General features: G+C 32.8%; 13 protein-coding genes. 3 read left to right on the top strand and 10 right to left on the bottom strand.

The window, feature by feature from the left end:
• The first annotated feature begins 21 nt into the window (after window positions 1-21).
• Together CD121_RS01260 and CD121_RS01265 are read left to right on the top strand one after the other, a co-directional pair.
• Window positions 22-942 (top strand): membrane lipoprotein lipid attachment site-containing protein, encoded by a 921-nt coding sequence (locus tag CD121_RS01260; protein WP_126567310.1) that lies wholly within the window; start codon window positions 22-24, stop codon window positions 940-942.
• 199 nt (window positions 943-1,141) lie between these two features.
• Window positions 1,142-1,783 (top strand): LPXTG cell wall anchor domain-containing protein, encoded by a 642-nt coding sequence (locus tag CD121_RS01265; protein ID WP_029056606.1) that lies wholly within the window; start codon window positions 1,142-1,144, stop codon window positions 1,781-1,783.
• A gap of 46 nt (window positions 1,784-1,829) precedes the next feature.
• Here the strand turns inward: CD121_RS01265 and CD121_RS01270 are convergent, their stop codons facing one another.
• The 10 genes from CD121_RS01270 to CD121_RS01315 all read right to left on the bottom strand — a co-directional run bounded on the left by CD121_RS01270 (window position 1,830) and on the right by CD121_RS01315 (window position 13,867).
• Window positions 1,830-2,084, bottom strand: a complete 255-nt coding sequence (locus CD121_RS01270) for a type II toxin-antitoxin system Phd/YefM family antitoxin (RefSeq protein ID WP_029056607.1) — start codon at window positions 2,082-2,084, stop codon at window positions 1,830-1,832.
• A gap of 139 nt (window positions 2,085-2,223) precedes the next feature.
• On the bottom strand, window positions 2,224-3,408 hold the full coding sequence (locus CD121_RS01275) for an acetyl-CoA C-acetyltransferase (RefSeq protein WP_126567311.1): 1,185 nt from the start codon (window positions 3,406-3,408) through the stop codon (window positions 2,224-2,226).
• Window positions 3,409-3,983: 575 nt separating this feature from the next.
• Window positions 3,984-5,792, bottom strand: coding sequence for a beta-glucuronidase (uidA, locus tag CD121_RS01280; protein ID WP_046467333.1), 1,809 nt, complete (start codon window positions 5,790-5,792; stop codon window positions 3,984-3,986).
• 19 nt (window positions 5,793-5,811) lie between these two features.
• Window positions 5,812-6,654 carry an SDR family oxidoreductase gene (locus CD121_RS01285; RefSeq protein WP_126567312.1) on the bottom strand — a complete coding sequence of 281 codons (843 nt, stop codon included), beginning with the start codon at window positions 6,652-6,654 and terminating at the stop codon, window positions 5,812-5,814.
• Between the two features lie 20 nt (window positions 6,655-6,674).
• Window positions 6,675-7,721, bottom strand: a complete 1,047-nt coding sequence (gene uxuA / locus CD121_RS01290; RefSeq protein WP_126567313.1) for a mannonate dehydratase — start codon at window positions 7,719-7,721, stop codon at window positions 6,675-6,677.
• A 12-nt stretch (window positions 7,722-7,733) separates the two neighbouring features.
• Window positions 7,734-9,137: a glucuronate isomerase gene (gene uxaC, locus CD121_RS01295; RefSeq protein ID WP_119622768.1), complete on the bottom strand. Its 1,404-nt coding sequence runs from the start codon at window positions 9,135-9,137 to the stop codon at window positions 7,734-7,736.
• A gap of 14 nt (window positions 9,138-9,151) precedes the next feature.
• Window positions 9,152-10,555, bottom strand: coding sequence for a glycoside-pentoside-hexuronide (GPH):cation symporter (locus tag CD121_RS01300; protein WP_029056613.1), 1,404 nt, complete (start codon window positions 10,553-10,555; stop codon window positions 9,152-9,154).
• A gap of 15 nt (window positions 10,556-10,570) precedes the next feature.
• Window positions 10,571-11,581: a sugar kinase gene (locus CD121_RS01305; protein WP_108000187.1), complete on the bottom strand. Its 1,011-nt coding sequence runs from the start codon at window positions 11,579-11,581 to the stop codon at window positions 10,571-10,573.
• 12 nt (window positions 11,582-11,593) lie between these two features.
• Entirely contained in the window at window positions 11,594-12,226 is a 633-nt protein-coding gene (locus tag CD121_RS01310; RefSeq protein WP_126567314.1) for a bifunctional 2-keto-4-hydroxyglutarate aldolase/2-keto-3-deoxy-6-phosphogluconate aldolase, read from the bottom strand.
• Between the two features lie 408 nt (window positions 12,227-12,634).
• Window positions 12,635-13,867, bottom strand: a complete 1,233-nt coding sequence (locus tag CD121_RS01315) for an AraC family transcriptional regulator (RefSeq protein ID WP_046467328.1) — start codon at window positions 13,865-13,867, stop codon at window positions 12,635-12,637.
• 51 nt (window positions 13,868-13,918) lie between these two features.
• On the opposite strand from CD121_RS01315, the gene CD121_RS01320 reads away from it, so the two are divergent.
• On the top strand, window positions 13,919-14,755 hold the full coding sequence (locus CD121_RS01320) for an HAD family hydrolase (protein ID WP_126567315.1): 837 nt from the start codon (window positions 13,919-13,921) through the stop codon (window positions 14,753-14,755).
• Window position 14,756: the final 1 nt, after the last annotated feature.

The raw sequence follows: 14,756 nt of genomic DNA on the forward strand, positions 1-14,756 counted from the left end.
ATTCAAAGGATGTTTTTTATAGTGAAAAGAATTTTAGTAAGTATATTAGGTGCAACATTACTATTAACAGCTTGTAGTACATCACATCAAGACGACGGTCAGTCTAACTCAAGTCACAAAGCGGAATCAGACAAACATCAAACTAAGGATAGTTCACATCATTCAACTAAAACTGTTCAACTTAAACAATTGTTAGACAATCCAAAAGAACAATTAATCGTTACATTAAAAAACGATAGTGTTCCAAGTGAAAAAGTATCTAACAACGATTTCATCAAACATCCAAAAGATAGTTTGAAAAAATTCAGTATCACTAATATTGGCTATATTAAAGACGGACAAGGTTACAATTATAGCGACAAAATCAATGATCAAGTAAGTTTTGATCAACTCGTTAGTACTGATGTTTCAGATATTGACCGTAAATTAACTAAGCTAACAGAATATGAGATGAATCATGGCATTAATGATGACCAAAATAAAGTCAACATTAAATACGAGCCTTCTGATTTGAAAACTATTTTATACACTAAAAAAGGTGACGCTCTCAAAGAAGACGTGCAATTAGCCGATTATCAAAGAGAAATGGATATGAGTGGTGACATTAGTGAAGAAAAAACAGATTGGCTATCTAACCATAACAAAATTGATGAAGATGGCTTAAAAAGTAACTTCCCTCAATCGTCAGACTACGAAATCGAGCCATTTGAATATAAAGGTAAAACATTTGCCGGATTTGCGAAATTAACGAGTGATGTTGATAATGACAATCAACCTAAAATTGATCAATATATTTCAGAATTAACATTAGTTGAAGTACCAAAAAATACTAAAGTCACTAAAGATGACAAAGATGACGTAACTAAAGTCATTGATTATAACGATACCGATTCTGGCAAACAAGAGAAAGACAAAGAAGATCATTCATTCGACAATTTATAAACTTCTATGTATAGGCACCATTAATCACTGTATTTATGGTGTCTTTCATTTTATAAATCATTATCTTATTTCATTTTAAAAAACCTGTATTGGGAGGTTAAAAACCATGACGAACTATTTATCTAAATTTATATTTTACGATTAATCATCACTGTGAAATATAAATAAAAATCACAAAAATAAAGAGGAGTGTTTTTAAATGAAAAAATTAACCATATTAGGTGCAACAACATTAGCAGGAACTTTATTATTTACAGGAGTTAATACACATGATGCAAATGCATCTGAATACCAATTAAATGGTAATAACGTTCAATCTATTGCTACATCAGTTTGGCAAAATAATGGTGGCAATCCTGACAGAGTTAAGTTCGACAAAACGCAAGATAAAGGAGACTATTATCTTTTAAATTATCATAATGCTTCTAATGTTGGCGGTGGTGCTATCAGAGTATATAAAGACGGAACTGTAGAAAATGGTTCAGGTCTTTTAGCATCAAACGATGATTCTGATGCTGAATTTTATAAATTAGGTAAATATGATTTTGATAATTCAAAAAGTAATGACCAACAACAAGCGACTGACAATAATGTAGCTACTCAAAACAATAATCAATCAGAAAAAGCGACTGACAATACAGTAAATACTCAACAAAACGATCAACAAACACAAGCTACAAATAGTAATGATGCAACTCAAAGCAATACTCCAGAACAATCTCAAGCGAAAGCATTACCAGAAACAGGACAATCTAATACAACATTCGTTACAACAGTAGCAGCTATTTTATTAGCTGTAGGTTCATTATTAACGTTCAGACGTGTGTCTAAAAACCAATAACAACTAATTAAGGGAGTATCTCAAATCATAGATACTCCCTTTTTTATTATTCATTTGAATCCATATCTATTTCTGTAGTATTTCCACGTTCTAAATCAGCTATAGATTTAGCTAAATGTTTAGCGTTGGCCGGTGATTGTTGTAAGTACAATGTTTCCATGATGGCATTATAATTATTTTCGGAAATCAATACAGCATTATGTTCATTAGTAGTAATAGTCACAAAATCTAAATCAGTATTCACTTTATTTATCAGACTTCTAAAATTTTTTCTAGCATATGAATAAGAAACTACGGTCATAATAAAAACACCTCCGTTTAAATTTATTTTATTATAAATTCAACGAAAGTGTTTCTAATTTATTAATACTATTTAGAGAGAGGACATATAAATATCTTCTCCCCCTATTTCCTTAATAAACCATAATTGATATCTCTATTTAATCTTGATAACGTGAAACGACTGTTGCGATACCTTGTCCGCCACCAATACATAAAGAAGCAAGTCCTGTTTGTTTGTCCTCGTTTAATTGATGTAAAAGTGTTACTAAAATGCGTGCACCTGATGCGCCGATAGGATGACCTAACGCAATTGCGCCACCTTTTGTATTAACTTTGTCTTCTGGTAATTGAAGTTCTTGATTTACAGCTAAGGCTTGTGATGCAAATGCCTCGTTTAACTCAAATACATCAATGTCCTCTACTGATTTATTTGTACGTTGTAATACTTTATTAACCGCTTCAACTGGTCCAATGCCCATAATAGAAGGATCAACACCACTTGTACCGAAACCATCTAACACTGCGATAGGTTTGATGTTTAATTCTTTAGCTTTATCTTCAGTCATCACTAACATCACAGATGCACCGTCATTAATGCCTGAAGCGTTACCTGCAGTCACTGAGCCATCCTTTTTAAAGACTGGTCTTAAATGACTTAATTTATCCGCTGTTGTTCCTTTGCGAACGCCTTCATCTTGAGATACTACTAGAGGTTCACCTTTACGTTGTGGTACTTCAACTGGCACAATCTCTGCGTCAAAAGCGCCACTATTTTGTGCTGCTTCTGCTTTTTGTTGGGATTGAGCTGCAAATTCATCTTGAGCTTCACGACTAATGTTATATTTGTCGACTAAGTTTTCAGCTGTAATACCCATATGATAGTCATTAAAGACGTCCGTTAGACCATCTGCTACCATACTATCGACTAATTTTTGGTCCCCCATTTTAAATCCAAAGCGCGCATTTTTCATTAGCATTGGGGATTGTGACATGCTTTCCATACCGCCTGCGAGTATGACTTCATTATCGCCAGCTAGAATAGATTGATACGCAAGTTGAATAGATTTCAAACCTGATCCACATACTTTATTAACTGTAAATGATGGTACTGTTTCTGGTAAGCCACCTTTCATCGCCGCAATTCGTGCAGGGTTTTGTCCTTGGCCAGCTTGTAAAACATTGCCTAAGATAACTTCATTAATTTCTTTAGGATCGATATTTGTTGTTTTTAAAATGTGTTGTATTAAAGTTGCTCCTAATTCGTAGGCAGGTAAGTCTTTAAATGCACCTCCAAAAACGCCAATTGGTGTACGATATGCTTCAGCTAAAACGATTCTAGACATAAGACATATTCATCTCCTTCTCATTTATATATAGGTATGTCATGTTTTCATCATTAATGAATAAATCAACGTTTCCTCACCCATAACATCATGGATAAATCACTCATCAATTGAGTTAACATGAAAAGTTAGTGACTAAATTTTTATTTACTCATTGTTGACATTTTACCAAAATCTTATTCACATTTACCAGAAAGAGCCTATTAACAAGCATCATTATTTTAAATTAAAACAATAATTAAAAATGAAACACTAGAAAATTCATATAGTTCTTTAAAATGATTAAAATAGTATTCAGTATTTAAAAATAAATCTATAGACTAATACGACATATTTATAGCGAGACTCCCGAGGGAACCGTACTAGTTGTAGACCCTAGAAATATTCACGGGTTTATCTGTGTAGTATTTCCGGCTGAAACTGTGCCCTGGGAGGAGAGTCGATTTAAAACAGTACATAAAAAATAAACCAACTAAAGTTGGGGGCTTTAGTTGGTTTTATATGTTGGTCTGTTTATATTTTATATTTTTTAGCTTACATTATACCTCTTCGTTAAGGTTTGGGTTTAAGTTCGATTATGATTTATAACCGAAATCTGGAATATTATGCCAACGCTCTTTAAAGTAATGTGCGATAGCTTTTGGCTTACGATCACGAGTGAAGATACCTTTTTTATTACCTTGAACACGGATAATACCATTTGATGTTTCAAAATCAGCAAAGTTCCATGTTTGTTCACCAATAAATTGAGGATATTGATCCATCACTTCATGATTGGCTTTATAGTATCTTAATTGATATTCTTCTGTAAACATTTGATCATCAATCGCATGCATACCTGCAACTGTATCAGCGCCATACTCTGTAAACATAATTGGTTTATTAGGTTGACGCTTAGACCATTCAGATAATTCTTTATCCAATGCTTCTTTAGCACTTTCTAAATCACCTGATTGTGTATACCAACCGTAATATCTATTGAGACAAAGTACATCAACTAAATCTTGTACTTCACAAACATCTGGTTGCGCCATTAGAATTGTAACAATTGTCACTGGTCTATTTTGTGGATCTTTTTCTCTTGCTAGGTTAATAAATGGTTCAAAGTATTCTTTCGCACCTTTTTCATTAGAAGCTGGTTCATTCGCAATAGACCACATTACTACACATGCGTGATTTTTATCTCTTTCAATTAATCCTTCAATCACTTCTTTGTGCGCTTGATGTGTTTGAATATCTTTCCACGTATCTTGTTGTTCGGCATCACCAATAAGTTCGACTGCGAAGTTAAGATGAATACCAACACCAGTTGTTTCATCAATCACAACAATACCTTGTTCATCAGCTAGACGCATCATTTCCTCTGAATAAGGATAGTGTGATGTTCTAAATGAGTTTGCGCCAATCCATTTCATCAAGTTAATATCCATCACATTAGCTGATTCATTTAAGCCACGTCCATTATAAAAAGTATCTTCGTGTTTACCGAATCCTTTAAAGTAAAATGGCTTATTATTAATTAAGAATTGACCGTTTTTCACTTCAACTGAACGAATACCAAAACGTTCAGTATAAACATCCACGCACTCAGTACCATTTAATAATTCTACTTTCATATTGTATAAATAAGCATTCAATGGTTCCCATAGACGTGGATTTTCAATAGTAATCTGACCTTCAGTACCCTCATGTTCAGCGACTACTGTTCCTTCTTCATCTAAAACAGTTACTTTAACTTTGTCGATTTGATCACCGTGTTGTTGTGTGCTCACTTTGTAATTCACAATACTTTGTGATTCACTTTTTACTTCAGGATTAATAACAATGTCCTCAATATAAGTTTGAGGTGTTGAATAAATTTTCACTGGGCGATGAATACCTGAGTAGTTAAAGAAGTCAAAGTTAGGTACATTGACAGGTGTCACATTGCCGTCTTTATCTGTACGTTCACTATAGTTTCCTACAGGTAATGTACTGTGTGTCAGAACATTGTTCACAACAACTGTTAAACGGTGTGCACCAACAGTAGCGATATCAGAAATATCCGCTTCAAATGGTAAGAATCCACCTGAATGTGTCACGACTTCTTGACCATCGATATAAACTTTAGCATGATGTGTCACAGAGCCGAATCTTAATACAATGCGTTCTCCTTTTAGATGTTTAGGAATAATGATGTCGCGTTCATAACATACATCACCTACGTGAGTTCTAATAGTTTGAATCACACCTTGATCATTAAATGAACCGGGAACAGCCATTACCTCATCTGTATCTAAAGGTTGGCTTACATCAATTTTCTCTTGATGCTGAATTAATTTAAATTTCCATGTTCCACATAAATCAAGTAGTTGTCTTGTTTCTGTAAATATTGGATATAACAACTTAAGCTCCTCCTATTCATTAAACACCAGAATATGCGTTAAATCCTCCATCAATCGGTAATACTACACCATTTATAAAGCTAGATGCTTCTTCGCTTACTAGGAATAATAATGCACCAATAAGTTCTTCTGGTTTACCAAAGGGCTCCATAGGTGTCGCATTGATGATTTTTCTAGAGCGATCAGTGTAACTTCCGTCTTCATTTAATAATAATGCTTCATTTTGTTTTGTTAATAAAAATCCTGGTGCAATCGCATTGACGCGAATATTAGTTTTAGAGAAGTAAACACTTAACCATTGTGTAAAGTTACTAATTGCTGCTTTAGCACCACTATAACCAGGAATTTTAGTTAATGGTGTAAATGCGTTCATAGATGAAATGTTGATAATTGATGCTTCTTCTTTATCTAACATATCAGTTGCGAATACTTGTGAAGGAATAAATGTACCTAAGAAGTTAAGATCCATCACAAATCCTACGCTCTTTTCATCTAAGTCGAAGAATGTCTTACCTTCTTGATCAAGTTGGCCTTCAAAACGTTCATCATCAGTTGTACCTTTTGGAGAATTTCCGCCAGCGCCATTGATTAAAATATCAACGCTACCGAAAGCTTCATTAACTTCTTGTTTTACTCTTTCCATGTCCGCTTTTTTAGTGACGTCTCCTAAAAATACTTTAGATTCTCCACCTAATGCTTTGATTTGATCAACTAAACCATTATTATCATCTGCAATTCCAACCATAGCGACTTTAGCGCCACTTTGTGCTAATGCTGTTGACATCGCACTTCCAAGTACGCCTGTTCCGCCTGTAATTACTACTACTTTGTTAGTTAAATCTATATTGAAAGGTAATTTCATAAATTGATTTCTCCTTTAGTTTATTTGTTAGTTTTACTAACTGCTTCATATAACCCGTTTAAATATGTTGCACCTAAGGCACGGTCATACAATCCATAACCTGGTTTACCTGTTTCGCCCCATATCATACGTCCATGGTCAGGTCTAATTGGTCCTTCATATCCGAAATCATACATTGCTTGAACGACTTCATACATATCAATAGATCCATCTTCAGATAAATGACCAGATTCTTGGAATGATTTGTCACCAATTAATTTAACATTACGTGCATGTACAAAATGAACACGGTCTTTTTGACCAAAATAACGTAACATATCTACAAAGTCATTTTTTCTATCTGCACCTAAAGAACCAGAACACATTGTTAATCCATTACTTCTAGAATCATATAAGTTAATGAATCGTTCTAAGTTTTCTTTGTTAGTGATGATACGTGGTAAGCCAAAGATATTCCAAGGTGGATCGTCCGGATGTATCGCCATTAGAACGTCTTCCTCTTCAGCAACCGGAATGACTTTTTGAATAAAGTAATTTAAGTTTTCCCATAATTTTTCTTCATCCACTTGTTTATAATCTTCAAATAATTGATTTAAGTCTTCTTTTGTATAACTTGAATCCCAACCAGGTAATGATAATTCACCACTTAGTGGATTCATTTTTTCAACATCTTTCTCATCATAAATTAAGCATGTAGATCCATCGTCTAAGCGATAATCTAATTGAGATCTTGTCCAGTCGAATACTGGCATAAAGTTATAACATACTGTGTTAATACCGACTTGTCCTAAATTGCGTAAAGTTTGGCAATAATTTTCAATATATTTATCTCTTGTCGGTTTACCTAATTTAATATCTTCATGTACTGGTACACTTTCAATCACATATATTTCCATACCTGCATCTTCTACTTCTTGTTTTAATGCTTTGATTTTATCTAATGGCCATACTTCTCCAACTGGCACATCGTATATCGCAGTTACAATACCTTTCATCCCTGGTATTTGTTTAATATATTCTAAGCTAATGGGATCATCTTTCCCATACCATCTAAATGACATTTTCATAGTGTAGTCCTCCTAAATAAGTTTGAAATAATGATATGCATTGTTATAACAGATGTTCTCAATCATTCGTTGTAACAATTGATCATCATTTGGAATTTCACCTTTTTCTACTAAATCACCAATAAATGTAGATAAAATTCGTCTAAAGTAATCATGTCTTGAGTATGAAATAAAGCTTCTTGAATCAGTTAGCATACCTACGAAGTGCATTAACAATCCTTGATCTGCTAATGATGACATTTGGCGTAACATACCTCGTTTTGTATCATTAAACCACCAACCAGCACCGTGTTGAACTTTACTTTGAATACCAGGTTCAGTTTGGAAGTTTGCAATCGTAGAACCTACAATATCGTTATAAATTGGGTTTAAATTATATAAAATCGTTTTTGGTAAATGATTACCTTGTTCCATCATGTCTAACGTTGCGTTTAAATGATACGCTAAGTTGTCTTGATCTCGGATAGAATCAAATCCAGCATCTCTACCTACTTTTTCAAACATTTTAGTATTGTTATTTCGGATAGCGCCAAAGTGAATTTGCATTACCCAACCATGTTCATGATAGGCTTTACTTAATTCGTTCAAAATAAATGTTTGGAATTGGAATGCTTCATATTTTGAAACGTCTTCATTATTTATAGCTTTATTGAAAATCGCCTCAATATCTTGTGTTGTATAACTTTCAAAATGTATTTCTTCTAAACCATGGTCAGCAAGACGTCCGCCTTTGTCATGGAAGTATTGAATACGTTGATTTAACGCATCTACAAATTGAGATGGATTATCTATTTTATGTGTTAAGCCTTCTAATTTTTGTATTAAATCAGTAAATGCTTTGTCACCAACTTTGAACACATCATCAGGTCTAAACGCTGGTAAGACTACAGTTTTAAAATCGTTTTGTTCTTTAATTTCATCATGATATTTTAAGTCATCTGTTGGGTTATCAGTTGTACAAATCAAATTAACATTTGAATTAGTGATTAATGATTGTGTCGTCACGTTATGTTCTTTTAAATAATCATTTGCCCGGTGATAAATCTCTTCGGCGTTGTCACTTGTTAATAAGTCTTCAATTTCAAAGTACATTTTTAATTCTAATTGTGACCAGTGATATAGTGGATTACCAATTGAATTTTCTAATGCTTCAGCCCACTTTTTAAATTTCTCAAGTGGTTCAGCGTCTCCAGTAATGTATCTTTCTTCAATACCTTGTGCACGCATTGCACGCCATTTATAATGGTCACCACTTAACCATAAGTCAGCAATATTATCGCATTTAACATTATCACTAATTTGTTTTGGATCTAGGTGACAATGATAGTCGTAAATCGGCATTTCTTTCGCGAAATCATGATACAAGTGTTTAGCTGTTTCATTTTCTAGCATAAAGTCTTCGTTAATAAAAGCCATGCTCATTTCACTCCTTATATTTCTTCTCTTAATGCAAGTTCTTTAACAATTTGTTTATGTCGTTTATCTGTTAATGGATACCATATGAAGAAGATAATTAATGCAAGTAAACAAGCCACTGCCGGTACTGCGAAGAATAATATTTTAAGACCTTGAATTGTACCAGCTGATTGTTCTACATTTGGTTTGTATCCTATTAATGTTAAAGCTAAACCAGGTACAAATCCTGCAAGTGCTTGTGATACTTTTCTTGTGAAACTGTAACTAGAATACGTAATACCTTCAGAACGTAATCCAAATTTCCATTGTCCGTATTCCACAACGTCAGCAATGAATGCCCAAATAACAGTGTTTGGAATAACTAAGAAGAATTGTGCAATAGTATTCATTACTAAGAACATGATGTGGTTTTCACTAAATAATAGGAAATTTATAGATTCGAATACTACAAAACCACCAATACCGATAAGTGCTGTTGCTTTTTTACCCATTTTTTTACTAATAAGTGTTGTTGCATATAATGCAGGTAATAATACAACAAAGTTCAATGTACTTACTAAACCTACTAAATTAGGTTCATCTAATACATATTTAAAGTAGTAAAGCTGACAAGATTGAATTAAGAACATTGACATGATTGTTAATAATGTAAAGATTGCTAATACTGCAAATGCTTCGTTTTTCACTAAGTTAAAGAATGCTTTTTTATTAAGACCTTTTTCTTTAGGACGTTCAACAACGTGACGTTCTTTAACACCTTTATAGCAAATCAAATGGAATATAACACCGAATACTGCTAATCCAGCAACAACTACTGGATAACCTATAGCATGGTTATCAAATTTTGATACTAATGGTATAACGACAATTCCTGCTATAAATAATGCACTTTGTGAACCTAAGTTTCTAAATACAGACAATTGTGTTCTATCATCTGAGTTCATTGTCATAGCAGCAGATAATGAACCGTAAGGAATGTTAACAACTGAATATGCGGCATTGAATAGTAAGTATGTAGCAAATGCCCACACTACTTTTCCTGTATAACTAAAATCGGGTGCAGTAAATGATAAGACCGTTACAATTGCTAATGGTACAGTTCCATATAAAATAAATGGTTTGAATTTACCTTTAGGACCAATGTTTCGACGTGAATCGACGATGGTACCTACACCAGTATCTACAAATGCATCAAATATTTTTGCTACCAAAAATACAAGACCACCATAAAATGCTGAAATACCTAAAATGTCTGTAAAGAACATCATTAAATAAATTTGTCCCATGTCAAACATCATACCGTTACCTAAGTCACCAAAACCGTATGATAACTTTTCTTTAAATCCTAAAGCAGGTTCTGCAATATGATTAAGTTTTTTAACTTTTCTACTTTCTCTTTTTTCAACTGTGTCTCCCATAATCGTGCCTTCTTTCTATCTATTAATGTCTCGGTTACTTTGAATAGACGCGTAAATATTTTCTAGACTTGCATAACTAAAATCACCAAATATATTGTGTTTATAGCTCATGTTATAAATTCCAAATTCAACAATTTTTGCTAAATTCCATTTCTGCATAATCCCATAAATGACACCTACGCTAAATGCATCCCCAGTTCCTAATCTATCCAATATATCGACATCTATAGGATCAGTTTTTACTATCTGATTCTGTGTAGATAGAAATCCTTGTAAGCGGTTTCTTTTATGGCTAAAAATTTTTCTCTGTACAAACGCAATATATTTAATATTGTATTTATCGTGAATTTGTTCTAAATATGGTTGTATTTCCTCAATGTCAGCCATTCTATCTAATCCATCTTTTTGGTCATGTCCTTCATTGTCTGGCAATGCAATTGGTTCATAACCGAAGACTAAATCCACATCATATAATATGTCTGACATTTCTTTTCTAGCTGTTTCAAAATCCCATAAAGCAGCTCTAAAATTCAAATCGCAACTTACAAATAGACCTAGCTTTTTGGCTACTTTTACAGCTTTTTTCAAAAATTGTAATAGCTCGTTATTCAAACCAGCTGTAATACCTGTTATGTGGAACCAATCATGCCCCTTTAGTATTACTTCGATATCATCATCACGATGATAAAATTGACTAAATGTACTCATTTGACGATCATAGATAAGTCGATGTGCGCGTTGTGCATATCCACTTTCAGTAAAATAGAGTCCTAACCTTCCTTCTGCTTGGCTCACATGCTTTGTATCAACGTTATACCGTTTTAAGTTTTGAATGATTTGGTTTCCTAAATCATTGTTAGGTACAGCGCTAATCATTGCAGTATCAACGCCTAATCCTGATAATCCTATGGCGACGTTCATTTCTGCACCGCCGTAGTACGTATCAAATGATTGAGCTTGATTGAAGGTTTGATGATTCGGTGTGCTTAATCGCATTAAAATTTCGCCAAATGTGATGAATGACATCTCATCACCCTCTTATTTTTTGAATTTTTCGACAAATTTTTGTGTGTTTTCTTTGATAACTGAATCGTTACCGTCTTTGGAACCTTTCATTAATGCACTACCAATTCCAACTGCATACGCACCTTTTTGATACCAGTCTTCCATGTTATCTAATGACACGCCACCAGATGGCATTAATTCAATATGTGGAATAGGTCCATGTATATTTTTAATAAAATTAGCTCCTAATAAATCTCCAGGGAATAATTTTACTAAATCAACACCTGTTTCCATTGCTTGAACAATTTCTGTGACTGATCCACAACCTGGTAAATAAGGTATTGAATAACGGTTACACATTTTAGCAATTTCAGGATCAAAGTGTGGACTAACTACATATTCTGCTCCATTTAAAATAGCTAATCGAGCGGTAGTACTATCTAAAACTGTACCTGCACCAATCACTACATCGTCATGTGTTTGATGTTGATTTAAATATTGAATAACTTCTTCAGCTTGTGGTGTTGTGAAGGTAATTTCGATATTGTAAATACCGCCTTCTATCATTTGATTTACAGCTGCGATAGCATCATCTTTACTTTTACCTCTTACAACAGCTACAAGGTAATTTTCATGTAAACGATTTAATATCTCTGCTTTTTTCATTTACTCAGCTCCTTGCTATTTAAAAAGTTTTTTTCTTCGCCAACCCAACTTCATTATATTTCCAAATGAGAAAACGTCAATTCAGTGTAAGTTACTAGGAATTAATAAAAAATAAAAACCCTCTCATCCAATCTTTAAAAAGAGTTGGTATCAAAGGGTTTTTAAAATATGCTCATTTTCAGTGTGAATTCAACGAGTGAAACAATTAGACGTACTAAATTGCATTTGAGAAGCATAATTTTATATGATTTTTTATAATTTTTTTAAGTCTTTTATAAAATTTTGACGTTATTTTCAGAAAAATCAGCTATTTGCATATTTTTCTTTGTGTTTAGCTAGTGAAAAACAAAAATGAATGATAATTTTAAAATGTAATGTAAAAGTTAAACAAAATCATAAACATTTACGTTATGTAACTTTTTCATCGTTTTCACCATTGTAAGATTTTTTATATTCTAAGGGCGCAAGTTGATATTGTTCCTTAAAACATTTTGAAAAATAGCCTTGTTGTTTAAAACCTACATAGTTTGCTATTTCTTCAATTGTCATAGGCGTATTGATTAATAGATCTCGTCCTTTTTCAACACGTAGTTTCATAATGTATTGTGACATAGACTGACCTGTTTCTTTCTTAAATAATCTTGAAAGATATGATGGCGCCAACCCAACTAAATCAGCCAATTCTTCTAGATGTATCGGGTGGTCTAAGTTAATTTTAATATGTTGAATGACTGTGTTGATATTAGAACTATAATTTAATGATGTTACATTTAATGCTGTTCGCGCATAATCACTGATCATTTGTTTTGAAACCATTTCTAACGTTTCGACATCCATAGCATCATCAATTTTAGCAGCATAATATGCTGATAGTTCATTGATGATGAGTAAATTCACTTCTGCTTTTTCTATACTTTTACGGCATAGCGTATTAAGCAGATAGGCTTTGTATTTTTGATTTAATAAATCATCTTTTACACGCCTAATACCGGAAACCGAAACTTTCATTACGGAATATAGATTTAACGCTTCATCAATATTGCCATTTTGAATTGCTGTTAGCATCTTATTCTCAATGTCATAAGCTGTTTTGATTTGGTTAAATGTATATTCATATTGTTCTTTGTCGTGCGAATGGGATTCAGGATTACGGTGAAAACTAAAATCTAATTCTTCAACTTTATAATTTACATTTCTATTTTTCAAATATCGTACTGTTAGACGCCCCATTTTTAATGCTTGGCTATATTGACAAACAGGTATTTGTAAAAGGTATTGTTTTAAAATTGATAATTTAGAATATTTAATTTGTACTTGTTGTAACATCTCATGACATCTTTTTTCATTAGGACGTTGATGTAAAAAAGGTCCGAGAATGACAACTCGATTATATTTTCTATACTTAAATAATAAAAAATTAACATCAAATTGATTCACATAATGATAAATACAATCACTTTTCATATTTTCTAAAAGTTTCTTTAACTCTAATTTGTATTTTTTACTTTTAGTATTGGTAAAAGGAGACTTTAAATGGTTACTGATATTTTTAATATCGGATAAGTCATAATGATTTATATCAACCATTAATAATTCAAATGCATGAACTTTTAAAACATCAAAAATTTGTTGATTCAACATAATAATCACCTTCACTTAAGACTATAAACAGAATGGAAAGGATTGAAAAATTTGAATTATTCACTAGAACATTTTCAACCTCAACATGACTATCTCATTTGTGTAGATTCAGATGGTTGCGGAATGGATACAATGACGATTAAACATGAACGTGCTTTTGGTCCAGCCCTACTTGATATTTGGAACTTGGACGATATAAAAGACGAAGTACTAGAACGTTGGAACCAATTTAACCTATATGAAATCACACGAGGTATTAATCGATTTCAAGGTCTGGAAAAAATGCTCACAGAATTACATGAGCAAGGTCGTACAGTTGACGGCTATCAAGACATTAAAGAATGGGTAGACAACACTTCAACATTTTCTAATCCTCAATTAGAACAATATATGAAAGCGCATCCAGAAAAGAAAGGACTACGCTTAGCTTTAGATTGGTCTAATCGAGTAAATGAATTAATCGTGAAATTACCTAGTATAGGTCCATTTGATAATGTACATTCTGCTTTGAAACATGCACATAAAGATGCAGATATTGTTATTGTATCATCTGCCAATTTAAAAGCAGTAGAAACTGAATGGACAGAGCATGAACTTACACCATTTCTTTCAAGTATATTTGCGCAAGAAGCAGGCACTAAAAAGCATTGTATTAACCAACTAAAACCATTTTACAAATCTGGCCATATTTTAGTATTAGGAGATGCCAGAGGAGATTTACAAGCAGCTCAAGACAACCATGTTCATTTTTATCCAATATTAGCGGGACATGAAGCACAATCTTGGTATGACCTAGATCATACTTATATCGATTTATTTACTAATAATCAGTTTGATAATACTATTCAAGACCGTGTAATTCAACAATTTTATAATAATTTTGACTAAG

It is taken from the genome of Staphylococcus pasteuri (genome assembly GCF_003970495.1).
Taxonomy (GTDB): Bacteria; Bacillota; Bacilli; order Staphylococcales; family Staphylococcaceae; genus Staphylococcus; species Staphylococcus pasteuri.